The organism is Klebsiella sp. G-Nf4 (genome assembly GCF_002810615.1).
Taxonomy (GTDB): Bacteria; Pseudomonadota; Gammaproteobacteria; order Enterobacterales; family Enterobacteriaceae; genus Klebsiella; species Klebsiella variicola.
In genome coordinates, this window is record NZ_PION01000015.1 from 59760 (window position 1) to 82833 (window position 23074).

The 23074-nt window shown below is 57.2% G+C and carries 21 protein-coding genes; 8 read left to right on the forward strand and 13 right to left on the reverse strand.

The window, feature by feature from the left end; all coding sequences use genetic code 11:
* Positions 1-54: 54 nt before the first annotated feature.
* The gene (gene cpxA / locus CWM57_RS24360) at positions 55-1428 is read right to left on the reverse strand and encodes an envelope stress sensor histidine kinase CpxA (protein WP_061156238.1); all 1374 of its coding nucleotides are present in this window, start codon (positions 1426-1428) and stop codon (positions 55-57) included.
* Entirely contained in the window at positions 1425-2123 is a 699-nt protein-coding gene (gene cpxR, locus CWM57_RS24365; protein WP_002882901.1) for an envelope stress response regulator transcription factor CpxR, read from the reverse strand. Before cpxR ends, cpxA begins: the two co-directional genes overlap by 4 nt.
* 149 nt (positions 2124-2272) lie before the next feature.
* Between cpxR and cpxP the strand changes: the two genes are divergently transcribed.
* From cpxP to pfkA, 3 genes are all read left to right on the forward strand, one after another.
* On the forward strand, positions 2273-2776 hold the full coding sequence (cpxP, locus tag CWM57_RS24370; protein WP_004178004.1) for a cell-envelope stress modulator CpxP: 504 nt from the start codon (positions 2273-2275) through the stop codon (positions 2774-2776).
* Positions 2777-2934: 158 nt separating this feature from the next.
* Entirely contained in the window at positions 2935-3837 is a 903-nt protein-coding gene (gene fieF, locus CWM57_RS24375; protein ID WP_008807873.1) for a CDF family cation-efflux transporter FieF, read from the forward strand.
* A 196-nt stretch (positions 3838-4033) separates the two neighbouring features.
* The gene (gene pfkA / locus CWM57_RS24380) at positions 4034-4996 is read left to right on the forward strand and encodes a 6-phosphofructokinase (RefSeq protein WP_061156237.1); all 963 of its coding nucleotides are present in this window, start codon (positions 4034-4036) and stop codon (positions 4994-4996) included.
* Between the two features lie 61 nt (positions 4997-5057).
* On the opposite strand, the gene rraA is transcribed toward pfkA, so the two are convergent.
* The 7 genes from rraA to priA form a co-directional block, all read right to left on the reverse strand.
* The gene (rraA, locus tag CWM57_RS24385; RefSeq protein WP_002882913.1) at positions 5058-5543 is read right to left on the reverse strand and encodes a ribonuclease E activity regulator RraA; all 486 of its coding nucleotides are present in this window, start codon (positions 5541-5543) and stop codon (positions 5058-5060) included.
* Positions 5544-5635: 92 nt separating this feature from the next.
* On the reverse strand, positions 5636-6556 hold the full coding sequence (gene menA, locus CWM57_RS24390) for a 1,4-dihydroxy-2-naphthoate polyprenyltransferase (protein WP_061156236.1): 921 nt from the start codon (positions 6554-6556) through the stop codon (positions 5636-5638).
* 69 nt (positions 6557-6625) lie between these two features.
* Positions 6626-7960 (reverse strand): HslU--HslV peptidase ATPase subunit, encoded by a 1335-nt coding sequence (gene hslU / locus CWM57_RS24395; protein WP_061156235.1) that lies wholly within the window; start codon positions 7958-7960, stop codon positions 6626-6628.
* Positions 7961-7969: 9 nt separating this feature from the next.
* Positions 7970-8500 carry an ATP-dependent protease subunit HslV gene (gene hslV, locus CWM57_RS24400; protein WP_002882918.1) on the reverse strand — a complete coding sequence of 177 codons (531 nt, stop codon included), beginning with the start codon at positions 8498-8500 and terminating at the stop codon, positions 7970-7972.
* 91 nt (positions 8501-8591) lie between these two features.
* A complete protein-coding gene (ftsN, locus tag CWM57_RS24405) occupies positions 8592-9560 on the reverse strand; it encodes a cell division protein FtsN (RefSeq protein WP_071839142.1) in 969 nt (322 codons plus the stop codon).
* A gap of 93 nt (positions 9561-9653) precedes the next feature.
* The gene (gene cytR / locus CWM57_RS24410; RefSeq protein ID WP_061156233.1) at positions 9654-10682 is read right to left on the reverse strand and encodes a DNA-binding transcriptional regulator CytR; all 1029 of its coding nucleotides are present in this window, start codon (positions 10680-10682) and stop codon (positions 9654-9656) included.
* Between the two features lie 150 nt (positions 10683-10832).
* On the reverse strand, positions 10833-13028 hold the full coding sequence (gene priA / locus CWM57_RS24415) for a primosomal protein N' (protein WP_061156232.1): 2196 nt from the start codon (positions 13026-13028) through the stop codon (positions 10833-10835).
* Between the two features lie 252 nt (positions 13029-13280).
* Here priA and rpmE point away from each other — a divergent pair, with 252 nt between their 5' ends.
* Entirely contained in the window at positions 13281-13493 is a 213-nt protein-coding gene (gene rpmE / locus CWM57_RS24420; RefSeq protein ID WP_008807868.1) for a 50S ribosomal protein L31, read from the forward strand.
* A gap of 102 nt (positions 13494-13595) precedes the next feature.
* On the opposite strand, the gene metJ is transcribed toward rpmE, so the two are convergent.
* Positions 13596-13913 (reverse strand): met regulon transcriptional regulator MetJ, encoded by a 318-nt coding sequence (gene metJ, locus CWM57_RS24425; protein ID WP_004107547.1) that lies wholly within the window; start codon positions 13911-13913, stop codon positions 13596-13598.
* Between the two features lie 267 nt (positions 13914-14180).
* Here metJ and metB point away from each other — a divergent pair, with 267 nt between their 5' ends.
* Together metB and CWM57_RS24435 are read left to right on the forward strand one after the other, a co-directional pair.
* A complete protein-coding gene (gene metB / locus CWM57_RS24430) occupies positions 14181-15341 on the forward strand; it encodes a cystathionine gamma-synthase (RefSeq protein ID WP_061156231.1) in 1161 nt (386 codons plus the stop codon).
* A 2-nt stretch (positions 15342-15343) separates the two neighbouring features.
* Entirely contained in the window at positions 15344-17776 is a 2433-nt protein-coding gene (locus tag CWM57_RS24435; RefSeq protein WP_049008645.1) for a bifunctional aspartate kinase/homoserine dehydrogenase II, read from the forward strand.
* Between the two features lie 38 nt (positions 17777-17814).
* Here the strand turns inward: CWM57_RS24435 and CWM57_RS24440 are convergent, their stop codons facing one another.
* Positions 17815-18186 (reverse strand): carboxymuconolactone decarboxylase family protein, encoded by a 372-nt coding sequence (locus CWM57_RS24440; RefSeq protein ID WP_016162053.1) that lies wholly within the window; start codon positions 18184-18186, stop codon positions 17815-17817.
* Between the two features lie 91 nt (positions 18187-18277).
* On the opposite strand from CWM57_RS24440, the gene CWM57_RS24445 reads away from it, so the two are divergent.
* Positions 18278-19186 carry a LysR family transcriptional regulator gene (locus tag CWM57_RS24445; protein ID WP_074387443.1) on the forward strand — a complete coding sequence of 303 codons (909 nt, stop codon included), beginning with the start codon at positions 18278-18280 and terminating at the stop codon, positions 19184-19186.
* 2 nt (positions 19187-19188) lie between these two features.
* On the opposite strand, the gene CWM57_RS24450 is transcribed toward CWM57_RS24445, so the two are convergent.
* Positions 19189-20205: a substrate-binding domain-containing protein gene (locus CWM57_RS24450; protein WP_100676506.1), complete on the reverse strand. Its 1017-nt coding sequence runs from the start codon at positions 20203-20205 to the stop codon at positions 19189-19191.
* Between the two features lie 91 nt (positions 20206-20296).
* Entirely contained in the window at positions 20297-21796 is a 1500-nt protein-coding gene (locus CWM57_RS24455; RefSeq protein WP_032736927.1) for a PTS transporter subunit EIIC, read from the reverse strand.
* Positions 21797-22152: 356 nt separating this feature from the next.
* Between CWM57_RS24455 and metF the strand changes: the two genes are divergently transcribed.
* Positions 22153-23040 (forward strand): methylenetetrahydrofolate reductase, encoded by an 888-nt coding sequence (gene metF, locus CWM57_RS24460; protein WP_002882952.1) that lies wholly within the window; start codon positions 22153-22155, stop codon positions 23038-23040.
* Positions 23041-23074: the final 34 nt, after the last annotated feature.

A 23074-nucleotide genomic window follows, 5' to 3' on the forward strand; every position in this document is an offset into this window, starting at 1 on the left:
TATTGAGTATTTCCGGGATGCTCCCGGCTTAGCGCAGCGCAAGCCGGGATAGCATCAGGTGCGCTTATACAGCGGTAACCAAAGGGTTAAGCGCAAACCACCCAGCGGGCTGTCGTCGGCCTTCACCCAGCCGCGGTGCTGCTGAATAGCGGTTTCGACAATCGCCAGACCCAGGCCGGTGCCGCCGGACTCGCGGTCGCGCGCCTCATCGGTCCGGTAGAATGGCCGGAAAATCTGTTCGCGATCTTCCGGGCTGACTCCCGGGCCGTCGTCGTCGACGTTAACCGTAATCCCGTCTTTATCCACCGAGAAGCTGACGGAAATCTTCGTGTGCGAGTAGCGCAGAGCGTTGCGGACGATATTCTCCAGCGCGCTTTCCAGCGCATTGGGGTTACCGTACAGCGGCCACGGGCCCGGCGGATACTCAACGGTGAAAGATTTACCCATCTGCTCGGCTTCAAACGCCGCGTTGTCCAGCACTTCGCCCCACAGCTGATTGGCTTTCACCGTCTCGCTGACCAGGGCATTTTTTGCCTGGTTGCGCGACATCACCAGCAGGTCGTTGATCATGCTGTCCAGCCGGTGCGCCTCGGTTTCGATACGCTCCAGCTCCTTGCTCTCACCACTGCGACGACGCAGCAGGGCGGTACCCAGCTGCAGGCGCGTGAGCGGCGTGCGCAGCTCGTGCGAGATATCAGACAGCAACCGCTGTTGGCTGGTCATCATCCGCTCCAGCGCGGTGACCATCTGGTTAAAGCTGGCGCCAGCGGCTAAGAACTCCTGCGGCCCGGCTTCCAGTTCCGGATGCTGACGCAGGTTGCCCTGGGCGACTTCGTCGGCGGCGTTTTTCAGCTTACGCGCCGGTTTCGCCAGGCTCCACGCCAGCCACAGCAGCAGCGGAGCGCTGACCAGCATCGTGACGATCAGTAGCAGCAGGGGGCGGTCAAACAGCAGGTTGATAAAGTCAGATTGTGAGGTGCTGGCGGGACGAATGAGATAGAGCTGATAGTTATCCTCCCCGTCCCTGACGGAAAACGGCCCCACCATTTCCAGGCGGCCATAGCGTTTTTTCTGCGGATGATCGGCATTATCGGCCTGGCCGATAAAGTTACGAATGATCTGCATCTCGTTGCGTTCTGCGCCGATCACGCGGCCTTCGCTGGTCACCAGCAGCAGGCGTTGTCCCGGAGGCGCCCATTTATCGATGGCGCGAAACAGACGACGCCACCACATCAGGTCGTTTGGCGGGTCGGTCGCCAGCTCGGCCTCGACGTGCTGTTCGATCATAATGCCCTGACGCTGCTCGCTTTCCAGCAGCTCGGTCATCTGCCGGGAGTCCAGTTTGGGCAACATCAGCACCAGCATCAACACCAGCGCCAGCGTGAGCCAGAAGATGGCGAAGATGCGTGCAGTCAAACTTCCTATCATGAAGCGGAAACCATCAGATACCCGCGACCACGCAGCGTTTTAAACCATGGATGACCATCTTTTCGCTCCGGCAGCTTACGCCGCAGGTTGGAAATATGCATATCGATGGCGCGGTCGAACGGCGTCAGGCGCTTGCCTAACACTTCCTGGCTTAAATGTTCACGCGACACTACCTGGCCGAGATGCTGCGCTAACAGATAGAGCAGGGTGAACTCGGTACCGGTGAGCTCCAGTGTCTGACCATCGAAATTGGCTTCCTGGCGGCCCGGATTCAGGCTTAAGGCATCCACTTCCAGCGTTGGCGATCCGGCTTCGGTCGTCTGCTGCTGCTCGCTCCAGTGGGAACGGCGCAGAATCGCGCGTATACGGGCCACCAGTTCACGATCGTTGAACGGCTTAGGCAAATAGTCATCCGCGCCCAGCTCAAGGCCGAGAACGCGATCCAGCTCGCTCCCGCGCGCTGTTAGCATGATAACCGGGGTCTGGTGTGTCTGACGCAGCTCTTTCAGCGTATCGATACCGTTTTTCTTCGGCATCATCACGTCGAGCAGCAATAAATCAACGCTGTCGTCCAGAAGGGCCAGCGCCTGTTCCCCATCATGGGCCACCAGCACGTTAAAACCTTCCATATCGAGCAGCTCTTTTAACAGGGAGGTGAGCTCCCGGTCATCATCAACTAACAGGATTTTATTCATCTTTTAAATACCTCCGAGGCAGAAATTACGTCATCAAGGCCCGCTAATCCATGACTTTACGTTGTTTTACACCCCCTGACGCATGTTTGCAGCCTGAATCGTAGACTGTCTCTCGTTGAATCGCGACACAAACGTTTTGGGAGTATGTGATGCGCAATGTTATCGCTGCCGTCATGGCCTCAACGCTGGCGCTAAGTGCATATAGCCAGGCCGCTGAAGTCGTTACCAGCGTTAACTGGCTCCCCGGAGACGAAGGGGGACAGCGCGGTAGCCAGAGCCATATGTTTGACGGCATAAGTTTAACCGAGCAGCAACGTCAGCAGTTACGGGATCTTATGCAACGGGCACGCCATGATAGGCTCCCCGTTAATGTTAGCGAAATGGAGACAATGCATCGCCTTGTCACCGCAGAAAATTTTGATGAAAACGCTGTGCGCGCTCAGGCAGAAAAAATGGCGCAGGAACAGGTTGCTCGCCAGGTCGAAATGGCTAAGGTCCGCAACCAGATGTACCACCTGCTTACGCCAGAGCAGCAAGCGGTTTTAAATGCTAAGCACCAGCAACGTATGGATCAGTTGCGTGAGGTTGCAAGGATGCAGAAAGGCTCAGCAATGATGCTTTCGAGTAGTAGCAACACCCTGCAACCCCAGTAACAAACCCTGTTTTCCTTGCCATAGACACCATCCCTGTCTTCCCCCACATGATGTGGGGGTTTTTTTTGCCCTTTTTTCGGCAAATCAACTTCTTCGCGTATCCCGTGAGCGTCACAAGTTCAGGTTATACTAAGCGCATTGCAGGAGAAGGAGCCTATATGAATCAATCTTATGGCCGGTTGGTCAGCCGCGCCGCTATCGCCGCGACGGCCATGGCTTCCGCGTTACTTTTGATCAAAATTTTTGCGTGGTGGTATACCGGTTCAGTCAGTATTCTGGCTGCGCTGGTGGATTCACTGGTGGATATTGCCGCCTCGCTGACCAACCTGCTGGTGGTTCGCTATTCGCTGCAACCTGCTGATGAAGAGCATACCTTTGGCCACGGCAAAGCGGAATCGCTGGCGGCGCTGGCGCAAAGCATGTTTATCTCCGGCTCGGCGCTGTTTCTGTTTCTCACCGGCATTCAGCACCTGGTGCGTCCGGAGCCGCTGCAGGCCGCCGGCGTTGGGGTCGTCGTCACGTTGATCGCCTTGTTCAGCACGCTGGCGCTGGTGACCTTCCAGCGCTGGGTGGTGCGAAAAACCCAGAGCCAGGCGGTGCGGGCAGATATGCTTCATTATCAGTCTGATGTTATGATGAACGGCGCCATTCTGGTGGCGCTGGGCCTTTCCTGGTATGGCTGGCATCGCGCCGATGCGTTGTTTGCATTAGGAATTGGCATCTATATTTTATATAGCGCGCTGCGGATGGGCTATGAGGCGGTTCAGTCACTACTCGACCGCGCCTTGCCTGACGAGGAGCGTCAGGACATTATCACCATCGTGACCGCATGGCCCGGCATCCGCGGGGCGCACGATCTACGAACGCGGCAGTCAGGGCCGACCCGCTTTATTCAGATTCATTTGGAAATGGAAGATAACCTCCCGCTGGTGCAAGCCCACGTGATTGCAGACCAGGTGGAGCAGGCGATTCTGCGCCGTTTCCCGGGTTCCGATGTCATTATCCATCAGGATCCCAGTTCTGTGGTGCCAGCGGCGCAGCAGGGCTTTTTTGAGCGTTAGGTTATAGTCTGTAAACTCGATGTAAAAATGTGGGGCAGATCGGCATTTTTTGTATAAATTACCGCCGTTTGGTCTGACCTGAATCAATTCAGCTTGAGGCGTTTGATATACTATTGTCATTAGCGTCGTGCACTCCTGGTGAGGGAGCGCTTCAGGCAACAGAATTATTTTTTGCTTCCTAAGTTCAGAGGTAGTCATGATTAAGAAAATCGGTGTGTTGACAAGTGGCGGTGATGCGCCGGGCATGAACGCAGCAATTCGTGGCGTTGTGCGCGCGGCATTAACGGAAGGTCTGGAAGTTTTTGGAATCTATGACGGTTACCTCGGATTGTATGAAGACCGTATGGTTCAGCTCGACCGTTACAGCGTTTCCGACATGATCAACCGCGGCGGCACCTTCCTGGGCTCCGCTCGCTTCCCGGAATTCCGTGAAGAACACATTCGCGCTGTGGCTATCGAAAACATGAAGAAGCGCGGCCTGGACGCGCTGGTGGTTATCGGTGGTGACGGGTCCTATATGGGCGCAATGCGCCTGACCGAGATGGGCTTCCCGTGCATCGGCCTGCCTGGCACCATCGACAACGATATCAAAGGCACTGACTACACCATCGGCTTTTTTACCGCCCTGAGCACCGTGGTGGAAGCGATTGACCGTCTGCGCGACACCTCTTCTTCACACCAGCGTATCTCCGTGGTGGAAGTGATGGGCCGTTACTGCGGCGACCTGACCCTGGCGGCGGCCATTGCTGGCGGCTGTGAGTTCATCATGGTGCCGGAAGTGGAATACACCCGTGACGATCTGGTCGCTGAAATCAAAGCCGGTATCGCGAAAGGGAAAAAACACGCTATCGTGGCGATTACCGAGCACATGTGCGACGTTGACGAGCTGGCAAGCTACATCGAGAAAGAAACCGGCCGTGAAACTCGCGCTACCGTTCTTGGCCACATTCAGCGTGGCGGTTCCCCGGTTCCTTACGACCGTATCCTGGCTTCCCGTATGGGCGCTTATGCGATTGAACTGCTGCTGCAGGGACAAGGTGGTCGTTGCGTCGGCATTCAGAATGAGAAGCTGGTGCACCACGACATTATCGATGCCATCGAGAACATGAAGCGTCCGTTCAAGAACGACTGGCTGGATTGCGCGAAGAAACTGTACTAAGTTGCGCGTCGGATAAACAAAAGGCCTTCTCATGGAGAAGGCCTTTTTTATGGCAGAGGGTTTATTCGATATCCAGCGGGTCTTCCGACAGGATCATCCCGGTGTTATCGGCATACAGATGGTCGCCGGAGAAGAAGGTCACCCCGCCGAAATTGACGCGCACGTCGCTTTCGCCGATGCCTTCGCCAGCTGCGCCGACCGGAATTGCCGCCAGCGCCTGGATGCCGATGTCCAGTTCCTCAAGGTCGTCCACCTGGCGCACCGCGCCATAGACCACTAACCCTTCCCATTCATTCTGTACGGCGAGACGCGCCAGGTCGGCGTCAATTAACGCGCGTCGTACTGAGCCGCCGCCGTCGATCAGGAGAATATGACCACGGCCATTCTGCTCGAGCAGATCATAGAGCAACCCGTTATCCTCGAAACATTTTACCGTAATGATTTGTCCACCAAACGACGACCGTCCTCCAAAGTTAGAGAACAGCGGTTCCACGACGTTGACATCTTCCTGGTAGATGTCACAAAGCTCGGAAGTATCGTATTTCATAGGCTTAACGTTCAGTTGCTGCGAGAGTTTTTAGTATATCCCGCGAATCCCATTGTTGGCAAAATCATCAATTGTTAATTGATATTTGTCAGTTAAGCCATCAGCTTACTGGCAATAATTCCGATGACAAACAGCAGGTTGGTCAGTAAGGCCCCTTTAACCGTCTTTTCGAGCATCGGCCGCATCGCTACCGGATCAGGTTCGCGCAGGACGTAGCGCGCCTGTTTGACCAGCAGCGGCGTGGCGAGAATAAACAGCCAGCCCCACACAGAATGCAGCGCCAGCAGATTAAACAGCGCCAGGCACAGCAGGGAGCCGAACAGCAGGCAAGCATGATAGCGACGGGCATTGACCGGCCCCAGGCGCACGGCGAGGGTGTTCTTCCCGTTCTGCCGGTCGCTGTCGATATCGCGCAGATTATTGATGTTCAGCACGGCGGTCGCCAGCAGACCGCAGGCCGTCGCCGGCAGAAAAATGGCGGCTTCCACATTGTGCGCTTGCAGATACCAGCTGCCGAGGACGCTCAACCAGCCGAAGAAAATGAGTACCGAGATATCACCCAGGCCAATATAACCATACGGGCGGGTGCCCACCGTGTAGGTGATGGCGGCCACGATGGACAGGCCACCCAGCACAAGGAAGCCGATAAAATCGCCGACGCTCTGCCATGCAGCGCACAACAGCGCCAGACCAAACAGACAGATCAGCGCGACGGTGACGATGAGGGCGCGCTTCATCTGCTGGGGGGTAATCACCCCTTTCTGCATGCCGCGCAGCGGCCCGATGCGATCCGGTTTATCACTCCCCTTGACCGCGTCGCCGTAGTCATTGGCCAGATTAGAAAGAATTTGCAGCAAGCCGGCGGTGATCAGCGCCAGCAGAGCAACCCAGGGATCAAAATGGCCCTGCTGCCAGGCAAGGGTGGTGCCAACAATAATCGCGGCAAACGCCAGTGGTAACGTTTTAGGACGCAGGCTTTCCAGCCACGCCTGAGAACGGCTGATATCAGTCATAGTTATTTTAGCCAATAAAAATGGGGGCTATAGCCCCCATCAACAGTGATGAAAATGCATTGCACCGGATTATAGGATAAAACGGCTCAGATCTTCATCTGCCACCAGAACATCCAGGTGTTTACTCACATATTCGGCATCGATAATGACGGTCTGGCCGTTCATCTCGCTGGCATCATAGGAAATATCTTCCACCAGACGCTCCAGCACGGTGTGCAGGCGACGCGCACCGATATTCTCGGTGGTTTCGTTTACCTGCCATGCGGCCTGGGCGATACGCTTGATACCGTCTTCAGTGAAATCGATGCTCACCCCTTCGGTCGCCATCAGCGCTTTGTACTGCACGGTGATGGAGGCGTTCGGCTCGGTCAGGATGCGCTCGAAGTCATGGGTGGTCAGCGCCTTCAGCTCAACGCGGATCGGCAGACGCCCCTGCAGCTCAGGGATCAGATCGGACGGACTGGCCACCTGGAACGCGCCGGAGGCGATAAACAGGATGTGGTCGGTCTTAACCATCCCGTGCTTGGTGGAGACGGTGCAGCCTTCAACCAGCGGCAGCAGGTCGCGCTGTACGCCTTCACGAGACACGTCCGGGCCGGAGGAGTTGCCGCCGCGCTTACAGATTTTGTCGATTTCGTCGATAAAGACGATACCGTGCTGTTCTACAGCGTCGATGGCTTCCTGCTTCAGCTCTTCCGGGTTGACCAGCTTGGCCGCTTCTTCTTCAATCAGCAGCTTCATCGCGTCTTTGATTTTCAGCTTACGCGGTTTCTGCTTCTGGCCACCGAGGTTCTGGAACATGGACTGCAGTTGGCTGGTCATCTCTTCCATGCCCGGAGGGGACATGATTTCAACGCCCATCGGCGCCGCAGCGAGATCGATTTCAATCTCTTTATCGTCCAGCTGGCCTTCACGCAGTTTCTTGCGGAACGCCTGGCGCGCAGCAGAGGGTTCCTGCGGCTGTTCAGCCTGGCCCCAGTTGTTTTTCGCCGGTGGGATCAGCACGTCAAGTACGCGCTCTTCCGCCAGCTCTTCCGCGCGGTAACGGTTCTTATCGATGGACTGCATGCGAACCATTTTGATCGCCGCATCGGTCAGATCGCGGATGATCGAGTCCACTTCTTTACCAACATAGCCCACTTCGGTGAACTTGGTCGCTTCAACTTTAATAAACGGCGCGTTGGCCAGTTTCGCCAGACGACGGGCAATCTCGGTTTTACCGACGCCGGTTGGGCCGATCATCAGAATGTTTTTCGGCGTGACTTCATGACGCAGCTCTTCATTAAGCTGCATCCGGCGCCAGCGGTTACGCAGGGCAATAGCAACAGAACGCTTGGCGGCGTCCTGGCCGATAATGTGTTTGTCCAGTTCGCTGACAATTTCGCGTGGGGTCATTTCAGACATGGGAGATCCTTACGCTTTAGAAGGTAATTCTTCGATGGTGTGGAAATGGTTGGTATAGATGCAGATATCACCTGCAATATCCAACGCTTTCTCGGCGATGTCGCGCGCGCCCATATCGGTGTTTTCCAGCAGCGCGCGGGCCGCGGCCTGGGCGTAAGGACCGCCGGAGCCGATAGCAATCAAATCGTTTTCTGGCTGTACCACGTCGCCGTTACCGGTGATGATAAGCGACGCGTTTTCGTCCGCGACGGCCAGCAGCGCTTCCAGCTTGCGCAACATCCGATCGGTTCGCCAGTCTTTGGCCAGCTCAACGGCGGCCTTCACCAGATGGCCCTGGTGCATTTCCAGTTTACGTTCAAACAGTTCGAACAGCGTGAAGGCGTCAGCAGTGCCGCCAGCGAAACCGGCAATCACTTTGTCGTTGTACAGACGACGCACTTTCTTCACGTTGCCCTTCATCACGGTGTTGCCCAGCGTGGCCTGGCCATCACCGGCAATAACAACATGGCCGTTACGGCGAACACTTACAATTGTAGTCACGAGCAGACCCCTTGGTTGCAAAAGCGGAACAGGGGCCCCGCGCTGTCCGCGGGGCCGAATGCAATTATAGATGGGGGGGATTTTGAGGGTTTCAACCCCTGGCGGCGAGACGAATGCAGTTCGCGTGTCCGGCCATCTTCAGGCGGGTGATCATCTCGTTGGCGCTTTCTTTGCCTTTCAGCGGACCAATGACTACGCGGTTCCAGCCGTTATTAGTGGTGATGTGCGAAGCGAATCCTTCGAAAGCCAGCTGAGCGCGGACGGTTTCGGCCTGCTCGGCGCCTTTAAAGGAGCCGCACTGGATCATCCAGCTACGATCGTCTTTCTTCTCGGCGGCAGCGGCTTTCGGCGCTTCCTCCACGCGGGTCACCGGCGCGGCGGCCTGCGTACGTGGCTGCGTGGTATTGGTATGCGCCGGCGTCTGCAATAGATCCTGGTACGGCTGCTGGTTCGACGCGGTCTGCTTTGGCTGTTGCTGCTGCACTGGCTTCGGCTGCTGGACGCGCGGCTGCTGCTGCACGGTCTGCGGCTGAGTTTGCGCCCACTGCTGCTGCTGTGCCTGCTGCTGTTGCTGTGCTAAACGCTGACGCTGCAGCGTCTGCTGGCGCTGCGCCGGGGTTTGTTCGTTCCACGGCACTTCGGTCAGCTGGGTTGGCTGCTGACGCATATCGGCCTGCATCTGGGCGAGCAGCTGGCGCTGCTCGTCGGTCAGCTGTTCCGGTTTCATCACCTCGCCACCGGCAGTCGGTTCGGTCGGCGCGCGAACGCCAGGCTGGCGACTTTCCAGCTCTTTGATATAGCGCCAGCGCTCTTCCGGTTTTGGCGGCAAGCCGTTACCGGCGGCCTGGCGATTTTGCATCGCTTCCGCTTCTTCTTTCTTATGGTGCGTAATGAAATAAAGTCCACCGATAAAGGCCACCAGCACAGCCGCCGCGATCGCCACCATAGCCGGTGAAATCGCCGGAAGGCTGCTTTGCTTATTCCTTGAGCTTCGGGTCGTGCTCTTTTTGCGCCGCGAAGAAGCCGGTTGGCTGCGGCGTACATAATCTCGTTGTGCCACTATCGTTTCGCTGTCTTATATTCGTTCGTCAGCCCGCCATGTTACTTAAGCGGCGGGCCTTTGACCAGAAGTGCAGGCCCGAAAGCCTGATGGTTATCGTCTGATTTTTTGCGTACTGCCGCGAACAATCAGTTCGCAGTCGAGCAGACGCGAGCCGCTGTTCACGTTATGACCCTGCATTTGCTCAAGTAATAGCAGCATTCCTTCACGGCCGATATCAAAACGCGGCTGTGAAACGGTGGTCAACGGCGGATCGCAAAATTCAGACAACGCGATGTTATCGAAGCCGACAATCGACAGGTCGTCCGGCACCTTCAGGCCGCGGCGTTTCGCCAGAGACAAGGCGCCCAGCGCCATCACATCACTATGGCAGAAGACCGCGGTGGGCGGTATCGGCTGTGACAGCAACTGCTCCAGCGCATTGGCGCCGGCTTCGAAGGTAAAGTTGCCGCGAGCGATATAGTGCGGATCGACGGTGATACCGCTGCGGCGCAGCGCCTGCACATAACCCTGCAGGCGATAATGGCACAGCGGCATATCTTCCGGGCCGGCGATACAGCCGATACGCTGGTGTCCCAGCTCATGAAGATAGTTCACCGCGTTAAAGGCCGCCGTCAGGTTATCGATATGGACGGTGGGCAGTTCCAGCTCCGGCGCAAATTCGTTCGACATAACCATCGGCGGCAAATTGCGCTGCTCTTCCACGCTGGCGTCGAACGGCAGGCGCGAGCTGAGCAGCACCATGCCGTCGATCTGCTTGGTGATGATAAGGTCGATAAAGGTTTTTTCTTTCTGGTTCTGGTGAGCGCAATCGCCGATTAACACCAGATAACCGTGCTCGGCGGCAGTGACTTCAATTCCGCGGATGACTTCACTAAAAAAGGGATCGCAGATATCCGGCACGATCACGAGGATCGTCCGCGATTCGTTGCGCTTCATATTTCGCCCGAGCGACTGCGGTAAATAGCCGACTTCCAGCGCCGCCTGTTCGACCCGGCTGCGGGTGGCTTGCGACACCTTATCAGGGTTCATCAACGCTCGGGACACGGTTGCCGTGGAAACGTTTGCTTTGAGAGCGACGTCTTTCATGGTGGCGGCAACCACTTGTTTTTTGGGCTTCACCTGGTTTCTCCTCGCTGAATGGCGCTGACATTTCCCTTGCGCGCTAACTGCTGCATCATTTTTATCAGATAGTCGCGGCAGTGAGTTACAGAATTTTCATGAAAAACGTGATGCTTGTTGAATTTTTCGATCCGGCTCGCAAGAGAAGCCTTACCCTTCAATAGGATCGACATCCAGCACCCATTTCACTTTTCTCGCCTCCGGTAGCGTATTGATTAACGCCAGCGTACCGCTGACGATGTGCTGCAGGCGCACCCGCGAAGGATGCTGCAGTAATATTTGCCAGCGCCAGCGGCCGCCGCGCTTCGGCGCCAGCGCCGGAACCGGACCGAGCACCCACAGTTTATCGTCGGCCAGCGGGCTGGCCTGCAGTAGATTGCGCAATTGCTGTAAAAACAGCGGCGCCTGCTGGTTGTTATGGTCTTCAGCACGAATCAACACGTGGCTGGTCCACGGCGGTAGCTGCATCGTCTGCCGCTCTGCCAGCGCCTGCTCGGCAAAAGCGTCGTAGCCTTTATACAGCAGGGTCTGCAGCAGAGGGTGCTCCGGATGGTGGGTTTGCAGGATCACTTCGCCCTGTTTTCCTGCCCTGCCCGCTCGTCCGGAGACCTGGGTATAGAGCTGAGCGAAACGCTCTGCGGAACGGAAATCAGCGGAAAACAGTGCCCCGTCGACGTCCAGCAGGGAGACGAGGGTCACGTCCGGGAAGTGATGGCCTTTGGCCAGCATTTGGGTGCCGATCAAAATACGCGCGCCGCCGCGATGGACCGCGGCGAGATGTTCCTCAAGCGCCCCTTTACGGCTGGTGGTATCGCGGTCGATACGCGAGATAGGCACGCCAGGGAACAGCGGTGTCAGGGACTGCTCCAGTTGCTCGGTGCCGATACCCACCGGCACCAGATGTGTGGAACCGCAGGAAGGGCACTGGCGCGGGATAGGGCGCTGACTGTCGCAATGGTGGCAGCGCAGATGGTGCTGCGCCTGGTGCAACGTATAGTAGCTGTCGCAGCGCGGGCACTCCGCGATCCAGCCGCAGTCGTGGCACAGCAGCGCTGGCGCAAAGCCGCGGCGGTTAAGAAACAGGATCACCTGGTTATCCGCCTGCAGATGCTGGCGCATGCGGTTGATCAGCGCGGGTGACAGACCCGCCTGCAGCACCTGTCCTTTCAGGTCGAGCACGTGCTGCTGGGCTGGACGCGCGTTGCCCGCGCGTTTGCTTAAGGTTAACTGCCGATATTTGCCCTGGCGGACGTTGTGCAGGGTCTCCAGCGCCGGCGTCGCCGAGCCGAGAATAATCGGGATCTGTTCGCTGTGAGCGCGCCATACCGCCAGGTCGCGGGCGTGGTAGCGCCAGCCCTCCTGCTGTTTGTAGGAGCTGTCATGCTCTTCGTCGATGACGATGACGCCGAGATCTTTAAACGGGGTAAACAGCGAGGAGCGAGTGCCTATCACAATGGCCGCTTCGCCGTTTTTCGCCTTCAGCCAGGCCGAGAGACGTTCGCTGTCATTGAGTCCGGAGTGCAGCACTTCCACCGGCGCATTAAAGCGCTGGCGAAAACGGGCGATAGTTTGCGGCGTCAGGCCGATCTCCGGCACCATCACCAGCGCCTGGCGCCCCTGCGCCAGTACATTCTCCAGCACGCTCAAGTAGACTTCCGTTTTCCCTGAGCCCGTGATGCCTGCCAGTAGCCAGGCGGAGAAGCGATCGGCAGCGCTGTGGATCGCCCCGACGGCGGTGGCCTGTTCGGTATTCAGACGCAGGCGCTCGCCGGCAACCGAATACGTGCTGCGCCAGTCGGTGAGGACGGGCGCTTCACAGGCCAGCTCCGCCAGCCCTTTGCCACGCAGCGCCTGCAGCGCCGCTTCATTAAATTCCAGTTCGCTAACCTGATGACGCCAGATCTTTCCCTGGCGCAGCGCCGCCAGCGCCTGCTGCTGCTTTGGGGAGCGTTTCAGAGCGTTGAGGTCGACAGCCTGCCCCTGCTCGGTGGCGAACCAGTACCACAGCGGCGTCGCGCTGGCGGGTTTGCCCTGGCGCAGCAGAATGGGCAGCGCATGGAACAGCACATCGCCAATCGGATGATGGTAATACTCAGCCGCCCACATCAGCAGTCGCCAGACGGTGCCGGAGAAGACCGGCTCGTCGTCCAGCGCTTCGGCGACCGGTTTGAGTTCATCCAGCGGCAGCTCGCTGCGCTCGCTCACCGCCGCGACAATGCCGATCCGCTCCTGTTTGCCGAACGGCACCCGCACCCGACAGCCCGCTTTGACCGCCATGCCATCAGGCAGCAGATAGTCAAAGGTGCGCGGTAGCGGAACGGGTAGGGCAACGTGGGCGACGGGCATGTCATCTTCCTGACTTGAAATCTGGCGGGATAGTATACACATTACGATAAGGCGGCGCGGATCAGTTTGCATATGCTGGTCAAATTCTGTATGATTCGCCGCCTTCAATGCACTTTATACCGCATTGGAGATTGACCATTACCGTACGCTTCGCGCTGTCAGCAGCGTGGAAGACGACGGGAAATTATTAATATCGCGTGGTGTCTGGCGTTAGGGCTGGAAGAGCGACGCGGCCTTAACTGAGGTTCTCCCATGAAAAAAGGTATTCACCCAAAATACGAAGAAATTACTGCTACCTGTTCTTGCGGTAATGTCATGAAAATCCGTTCCACCGTTGGTCACGACCTGAACCTCGACGTGTGCGGTAAATGCCACCCGTTCTTCACCGGCAAACAGCGTGATGTTGCTACCGGTGGCCGTGTTGACCGCTTCAACAAGCGCTTCAGCATCCCGGGCAGCAAGTAAGTTGCCAGAAGAAGCCGCCTCAGGGCGGCTTTTTTGTGCCTCTCGCCAGCCTGCGCGGGACACAAAAAAGGGCGGAAGATTGCTTCCGCCCTTTTTATCAACTCAGTATTCCCACGTATCCGGGTCGATCCCCAGTTCACGCATAATCTCTTTCGCCGCTTCCGGGATCTCATCGCTGCGCTCTTTACGCAGGTCTTCATCGTTAGGCAACGGTTGTCCGGTAAAGGCATGCAGGAACGCTTCGCACAGCAGCTCGCTGTTGGTCGCGTGACGCAGGTTGTTCACCTGACGACGCGTGCGTTCATCGGTGAGGATTTTTAACACCTTCAGAGGAATGGAAACCGTAATTTTCTTTACTTGCTCACTCTTCTTACCGTGCTCAGCGTATGGGCTGATATATTCGCCGCTCCATTCAGCCATGAGATACCTTAATCCTCTGTTTATTAGTGAAGGGCCAGAATATTCCGCCCGGGCTATAATTGCGCGTAGTTTACCGTATGAGCGCGCTTTCTAACATGAGATAAGCCGCTACCGACGTGCGCTAATGCATATAATTTTAACGGCTATTTGCACTTTGCTCAATCTATACGCAAAGAAGTTTAGATGTCCAGATGTATTGACGTCTATTGTGACAATGTTTACTCTGGAGCCTGACTTTTCACCGATTCAGCCCAGGAACTTCCCAACATGACGCGTAAACAGGCCACCATCGCAGTGCGTAGCGGTTTAAATGACGACGAGCAGTACGGTTGCGTTGTCCCGCCGATTCACCTTTCCAGTACTTATAACTTCACCGGCTTTAATGAACCTCGCGCCCACGACTACTCCCGCCGCGGCAACCCGACGCGTGATGTGGTGCAGCGCGCCTTAGCGGAGCTGGAAGGTGGCGCCGGCGCGGTGCTGACCAATACCGGTATGTCGGCGATCCTGCTGGTGACGACGGTGTTCCTTAAGCCGGGCGATCTGCTGGTGGCGCCGCACGACTGCTACGGCGGCAGCTACCGTCTGTTCGACAGCCTGGCGAAGCGCGGCTGTTATCGCGTCCAGTTCGTCGATCAAAATGATGAGCAGGCGCTGCGGGCGGCGTTGGCGGAAAAACCGAAGCTGGTGCTGGTCGAAAGCCCAAGTAATCCATTGCTGCGGGTGGTGGATATTGCGAAAATCTGTGGTCTGGCGCGTGAGGCAGGCGCGGTGAGCGTGGTGGACAACACCTTCCTGAGCCCGGCGCTGCAAAACCCGCTGGCGCTGGGTGCCGATCTGGTGTTGCATTCCTGTACTAAATACCTGAATGGCCACTCCGATGTGGTTGCCGGGGTGGTGATTGCCAAAGATCCGGCGACTGTCACCGAACTGGCATGGTGGGCGAATAATATTGGCGTCACCGGCGGTGCCTTCGACAGCTATTTGTTGCTGCGCGGTCTGCGGACGCTGTCTCCGCGTATGGAAGTGGCGCAGCGCAATGCCCAGGCGATCGTTGAGTATCTGAAAACCCAGCCACTGGTGAAAAAGCTGTATCATCCGTCGCTGCCGGAAAACCAGGGGCATGAAATTGCGGCGCGTCAGCAAAAAGGTTTTGGCGCAATGTTAAGCTTCGAGCTGGACGGTGACGAGCAGACGCTGCGCCGTTTCCTGAGCGGGCTGTCGCTGTTTACACTGGCGGAATCGCTGGGGGGCGTTGAAAGCCTGATTTCCCATGCGGCAACCATGACGCATGCCGGCATGGCGCCTGAAGCGCGTGCCGCCGCCGGAATTTCAGAAACGCTTCTGCGTATTTCAACCGGTATTGAAGATGGTGAAGATTTAATTGCCGACCTGGAAAATGGCTTCCGGGCAGCAAACGAGGAATAAAAATGAGTGTGATTGCGCAGGCAGGGGCGAAGGGTCGTCAGCTGCACAAATTTGGTGGGAGTAGTTTAGCGGATGCGAAATGTTACCTGCGCGTCGCGGGGATCATGAAGGAATATTCGCAGGCGGGCGACATGATGGTCGTCTCCGCCGCTGGCAGCACCACCAACCAGCTGATCAGCTGGCTTAAACTTAGCCAGAGCGATCGCCTTGCTGCGCATCAGGTTCAGCAGTCGCTTCGCCGTTATCAGACCGAGCTGATTGGAGGTCTGGTGGAGCCTGCGGCGGCGGATACGTTAATTGCCGCCTTCATCCATGACCTTGAGCGTCTGGCAGGATTGCTTGATGGCGGGGTTACCGAAGCGGTTTATGCGGAAGTGGTCGGCCATGGTGAAGTCTGGTCCGCGCGCCTGATGGCGGCGGTCCTTAACCAGCTGGGTATGGAAGCGGCCTGGCTGGACGCGCGCGCTTTCCTGCGTGCGGAACGCGCCGCGCAGCCGCAGGTGGATGAAGGATTATCTTATCCACTGCTGCAACAGCTGATGGCGCAACATCCGAATAAACGTCTGGTGGTGACCGGCTTTATCTCCCGCAACCAGGCCGGAGAAACCGTCCTGCTGGGCCGTAACGGGTCTGACTACTCCGCCACGCAGATCGGTGCGCTGGCGGGCGCCTCTCGCGTCACCATCTGGAGTGATGTCGCCGGGGTGTACAGCGCGGATCCGCGTAAGGTCAAAGATGCCTGTCTGCTGCCGCTGCTGCGTCTGGATGAAGCCAGCGAGCTGGCGCGTCTGGCCGCTCCAGTGCTCCATGCCCGCACGCTGCAGCCGGTGTCCGCCAGCGATATCGATCTGCAGTTACGCTGTAGCTATACGCCGGAACAGGGCTCTACGCGCATTGAGCGCGTGCTGGCCTCCGGTACCGGCGCGCGGATTGTCACCAGTCATGACGACGTCTGCCTGGTGGAGTTCCAGGTGCCGGCCAGCCACGATTTCAAACTGGCGCATAAAGAGCTGGACGCCTTGCTCAAACGCGCCCAGCTGCGTCCATTAGCCGTTGGCATCCATGCCGACCGCAAGCTGCTGCAGTTCTGTTATACCTCCGAGGTAGCCGACAGCGCGCTGAAGCTGCTCGATGAAGCGGGTCTGCCGGGCGAGCTGCGTCTGCGTCAGAAGCTGGCGCTGGTGGCGATGGTGGGCGCGGGAGTCACCCGTAACCCACTGCACTGCCATCGTTTCTGGCAGCAACTGAAAGGGCAACCGGTGGAGTTCACCTGGCAGTCCGAAGAGGGGATCAGCCTGGTGGCCGTGTTGCGCGCCGGGCCAACGGAAAGCCTGATCCAGGGTCTGCATCAGACCTTGTTTCGTGCAGAGAAGCGTATTGGCCTGATGCTGTTCGGCAAAGGGAACATTGGCTCCCGCTGGCTGGAGCTGTTTGCCCGCGAACAAACCACCTTGTCGGCGCGTACTGGCTTCGAGTTTGTTCTCGCCGGCGTAGTCGACAGTAAACGCAGCCTGCTGAACTACGACGGGCTGGATGCCAGCCGGGCGCTGGCCTTCTTCAACGATGAAGCGGTGGAGCAGGATGAAGAGTCGCTGTTCCTGTGGATGCGCGCGCATCCGTACGATGATTTAGTGGTGCTGGACGTCACCGCCAGCGAACAGTTGGCCGACCAGTACCTTGATTTCGCCAGCCATGGCTTCCACGTGATCAGCGCCAACAAGCTGGCGGGCGCCAGCAGCAGTGATAAATATCGCCAGATCCACGACGCGTTTGAGAAGACGGGTCGCCACTGGCTGTATAACGCTACCGTTGGCGCGGGTTTGCCGGTGAACCATACGGTGCGCGATCTGATCGACAGCGGCGATACCATCCTCGGTCTGAGCGGTATCTTCTCGGGAACGCTCTCCTGGCTGTTCCTGCAGTTTGATGGCACCGTGCCGTTCACCGACCTGGTGGATCAGGCCTGGCAGCAGGGGCTGACCGAGCCGGATCCGCGCGTCGATCTGTCCGGTAAGGATGTGATGCGTAAGCTGGTGATCCTCGCGCGGGAAGCGGGTTATGACATCGAACCGGATCAGGTCCGTGTGGAATCACTGGTCCCTGCACACTGCGAAGAGGGGTCGGTCGATCACTTCTTTGAAAATGGCGAAGAGCTGAACGAGCAAATGCTGCAGCGTCTGGAAGCGGCCCGCGAGATGGGGCTGGTGCTCCGCTACGTGGCGCGCTTTGATGCTAACGGCAAAGCACGCGTCGGCGTGGAAGCGGTACGCGAAGAGCACCCGCTGGCGGCGCTGCTGCCGTGCGATAACGTGTTCGCCATCGAAAGCCGCTGGTATCGCGATAACCCGCTGGTGATCCGCGGACCCGGCGCCGGGCGCGATGTGACCGCCGGAGCGATCCAGTCGGATATTAACCGTCTGGCGCAGCTGCTGTAGTTCCGAGAAAAAGACCAGGCGCTGCCTGGTCTTTTTTGTTAGTGCGCCGCAAAAACCGCTTTGGCGGCAAACAGGCCGTTGAGCGCCGCCGGGAATCCGGCGTAGACCGCCATCTGCATGATCACTTCCGTTATCTCCTCTTGTGTCAGGCCGACATTTAATCCTGCGGCAATGTGTACTTTCAGCTGTGGCGCGGCGTTACCCAGCGCGGTGAGCGCGGCAATAGTAGCGATTTCCCGGCTGCGTAAATCGAGCCCCGGCCTGGCGTAAATATCGCCGAAGGGGAACTCAATCAGATAGCGGGCGAAATCGGGGGCGATATCCTGCAGGCTGTCGACGACGGCTTCCCCGCCGCTGCCATCCACCCGCTGCAGCATTTCCTGACCGGTGATATAACGTTCGCTGGACATCGTTTTTTCCTCTCTGTGATGATGCGTTAAGAGGAAGGGTAGGGAAGTTTGCCGGACTTGAGTAATACCCTTTTCGTGATACCTTTTCAGTATGACAACTTCGCGATTACATTCCCTGGATATTCGCCTGCTGCGCGCCTTTGCCGTGGTGGCGGAAGAAAATAACATCAGCCGGGCGGCGCAGCGGTTATTTATCTCGCAGCCGCCGCTGAGCCGTCATATGCGTCAACTGGAAGCTCAACTGGGGGTGACGCTGTTTCAGCGCCACAGCAAAGGCCTGATCCTTACCGACGCGGGAAGAGAAGTGCTGGAGATTATTCGGCCGATGCTGGCGCTCCAGGCGCGCACGCTGGCGGCATTGAGTGAGCTCTCCGCTCAGTCGCCGCAGCCCTTGCGTCTGGGATTGACCACCGCCTTTGAACAGGGCATTTTCGCCGCCGTTGAATCTGCGCTGAGTAAACATACCCGCACGTTGCATATCACTCGCCACGCCTCGCCGGCGCTGGCTCAGCAGGTGCGCAAAGGAAAACTCGATGCGGCGCTGGTCGCGCTGCCGCTGAATACCGAAGGGCTGCACCTGCATCCTTTGCCGTATCATGAGCCGCTCATCGCGGCATTGCCTGCCTCCTGGCCGGAAGCCGCCAGCCCAGCGTTAGCGCTACGCGCGCTCAATCACCGACCGCTGTTCTGGTTTAAACGCGAGCGTAATCCCGATTTCTTTGACTACACGCGACGTATTTTCGACCGGGCTGGCTATTCCCCCGCTTACGTGGAGGAGCCTGCCGAACATGATGTACTGCTGGCGCGAATTGCGCGTGGCGAAGGCATGATCCTGCTGCCGGCGTCCTTTTCCGCGATCCAGCGTCAGGGGGTGGTGTTCTGTCCTGTCGCTGAAGGCGACAGCATGCCGTTAAGCCTTGGCGTGGTTTATGCGCCTCACCAGGCAGAATCCGTGCAGCAATGGCTTCCTCTGCTGGATGACCATCTGGCGACTCGCTAGCCTCAGGCTGACTCTCGAGCCACCAGCTGTCCGGAAAGGGTAATGCGCTGGGTCGGCAGGGCAGGCTCTTTGATTTTGCGGATAATGAGCGAGGCAACCTGACGTCCTGTCTCTTCGCTGGCGGAAGAGACGTAAGTGAAGGATGGCGAGGTTAAATTCACGTGCATCATGTCTTCGAACCCCACCAGCGCCACCTGCTGAGTGAGAAAGACATCTTTTCCCACCGTGCGTCCAACCTGATGAATACCGCTGAGGCAGCCAATCATTGCATCAGGCGAGTGGCACAGCAGGGCGGTAATGGCATTATTTTTTTCCAGCAACTGGCGGGTGGCGATACTGGCGGCCTGGGTGTTGTCGCTGCAGGCGGGGGCAAATTCTTCCCTCACCGTCATGCCGTTCTTCTCTAGTGTGTTGAATAAGCCAAGCAGCCGCTGCTGACGGATCAGGTCGTTATCCTGTCCGCCGATGTAGGCGATGTAGCGATGGCCGCGCTCAATCAGATAACGGGTGGCGATGCTGGCGGCCTGGCGGTTATCGCGGACCACCTGATCATGGTGGCCGGTGAGCAGCGTTTGCGAGACCGCGACCAGCGGCAGCGGACATGCCTGTAAGGCCTCGGGCAACGCATTGCTGGTGGTGTCGGCATCAAGATATATCACGCCGGCGACGCCCTGCTGTTTAAACGACAGCAGGCAGCGGGCCAGATAGTCATGATCGTCGCGCGGCTGGCCGAGAATGACCATATAGCCCTGCTTTTCGAGCTCCTGGACGATATTCGCCATCACCTTGATGGAAAAACTGTCGTTGAAGTCGCGCAGGATCAGGCCGATCAGGTTGGTGGTGTTGGCGCGGAGATTAGCGGCGGCAACGTTATGCACATAGCCAAGTTCCTGGATGGCCGCGTTGACTTTTTCGATGGTCGCGTCGGAGATCTTCCCTTTCTGACGTAATACCAGCGAGACCGTCGAAACGGAGACGCCGGCCAGTTTCGCCACATCTATAATGCTGACTTTCTTCAAAATCGCTCCATGACAACGCGTGTATAACCGTCAGATCGCAGACATAGGCTTACCCACGGCAAGCCTATTTCCACACCATAACACCTTCTTGTTATTTGCCAATCATCCCCGACATGGTTTGTGCGATAAATTGCGCTCTGGCGCCAAAAATAATCTGGATGCCGTTATCGCCGACGAAGACCACCCCGCGCGCGCCGATGCCGTTGAGGCCATCTTTATCAACCGCATCGCGCTCAGCCACTTCCAGGCGCAGGCGGGTGATGCAGGCTCCGACGGAATCGATATTTTGTGAACCGCCGAGAAGATTGACGATCTCGGTCGCCAGCTCCGCATCGGTTTTATCATCGGCAGTGACCGTGATATCGGTGCGGCCCGGCGTTTTCACATCGAAACGGCGGATAACGAAGCGGAAGGTGAAATAATAAATCAGCCCCATCGGCACGCCAACAATCACCGCATTGAGGAAGTGGGTTTGATAGCCGTTGAGCGACGGCAGAATACCGAAGGAGATATAGTCGATAAGCCCTGCGGAGAAAGATTTAGCGATATGCGCATGCAGGAGATACATCGTCATGTACGAGAGCCCCGCCATGATGGCGTTGAAGACGTACAGGATCGGCGCCACGAAGATAAAGGTAAATTCTACGGGCTCGGTAATGCCGGTCAGGAAACAGGTCAGCGCGGCGGAGAACAGGATACCGGCCGCGATTTTTTTATTCTTAGTATGCGCTTCGTGATACATCGCCAGACAGGCGGCCGGCAGCGCGAACAGCATCAGCGGGAATTCCCCCTGCATAAATTTACCGGCGTTTTGGTAGCTGTCGGAGCTAAAGGATTTCACCCCTTCTTCCAGCATCTTAAACCAGATGGTCTGGTCGCCGTGGATCACCTGGCCTGCCTGGGTGGTGTAATCGCCGAAAGAGTACCAGAAGGACGGATACCAGATGTGGTGCAGCCCCAGCGGGATCAGCGCCCGTTCAACGAGGCCGAAAATAAAGGTCGATGCGGCCTGGTTGTCGCCATTCACCACCATCGACAGTGAGTCGATACCGGCCTGGATATGTTGCCAGACATAAGGCAACAGCAGGCCAAGAATAAACGAGAGAAACGCCGTGGCGATGGCCACGAAGCGCTTACCGGAGAAGAAACCGAGGAATTCAGGCAACTGCATCGCATGGAAGCGGTTATAGCACCACGACGCGAGAATACCGCAGATAAGCCCGCCGAAAACCCCCATCTGCAGCGTCGGGATGCCGACGACCATGGCGTATTTTCCGCCCTGAGAGGCCATCTCCGGGGTAATGCCGAGCACAGTGCTGATGGTGATGTTGGTGATAAAGACGGAAACGGCTGCCGACAGCGCAGCGATGCCCGATTCTGATGCCAGCCCCACGGCTGAACCAATCGCGAACAGCATTGGCAGGTTATCAAAAATGATGCCGCCGGCGTTCATCATCAGCGGCATATGGAATTTATCCCCGAAGGCCAACAGTAAGCCGGCGGCCGGGAGAAGCGAAATCGGCAGCATCAAGGCGCGGCCGATCATCGACAGTTTTGATAATGATTTTATGAACCCTGACCACAGACTCATGGTGATATCCCCGAATAGATTTTATAAGCATTATTGCGTAAGTAGAACGTTCTAGTAGAACGTTCTACTTAATGTGAACCAAGCTATAAACGGCTGCAATGACAATCGCTCTGGCAATCATGGGGAGATGTTGGTTTTTTGAACTGCTTCAAATTTCATCGGGTCGAATTCTTCCTGCACGGCATCAGTTCTGGTCGAAAGATGAATTTTTTTCATTTTGGAGGCCTATTCCTCACTCTTTACGCAGATTTTTCTATTGACGCCCGCGCGCTTTTCCGTCATTTTTACATCTGGACGTCTAAACGTATAGAAGTTCGCAATATAACAGCCATTACATGCGATTGATGAGGTAAGGTATGAGCTTTTTTCACGCCAATCAGCGGGAAGCCCTGAATCAGAGCCTGGCGGAAGTCCAGGGCCAGATTAATGTGTCTTTTGAATTCTTTCCGCCGCGCACCAGTGAAATGGAGCAAACCCTGTGGAAATCCATCGATCGCCTGAGCAGTCTGAAACCGAAATTTGTTTCGGTAACCTATGGCGCGAACTCTGGCGAGCGCGATCGCACCCACAGCATCATCAAAGGCATTAAAGAGCGAACCGGTCTGGAAGCAGCGCCGCACCTGACCTGTATCGATGCCTCTCGTGATGAGCTGCGTACTATCGCTCAGGATTACTGGAACAACGGTATTCGCCATATCGTCGCCCTGCGCGGCGACCTGCCGCCGGGCAGCGGTAAACCGGATATGTATGCCGCCGATCTGGTGACGCTGCTGAAAGAGGTGGGCGATTTCGATATCTCTGTCGCCGCGTATCCGGAAGTGCATCCGGAAGCGAAAAGCGCACAGGCGGATTTGCTGAACCTGAAGCGTAAAGTCGAGGCGGGCGCCAACCGCGCGATCACCCAGTTCTTCTTCGATGTGGAAAGCTACCTGCGTTTTCGCGATCGCTGCGTTTCGGCGGGCATCGACGTGGAAATCATTCCGGGTATCCTGCCGGTCTCCAACTTTAAACAGGCGAAAAAGTTTGCGGATATGACCAACGTCCGTATCCCGGTGTGGATGTCGAAAATGTTCGAAGGGCTGGATAACGACGCCGAAACCCGTCAGCTGGTGGGGGCGAATATCGCCATGGACATGGTGAAGATTTTAAGCCGGGAAGGGGTAAAAGACTTCCACTTCTACACCCTGAACCGCGCCGAGATGAGCTACGCCATCTGCCATACGCTGGGCGTGCGTCCGGCCTGAGTGCTTGCCGTTTCGCGCAGCCTGTGGGCGACGC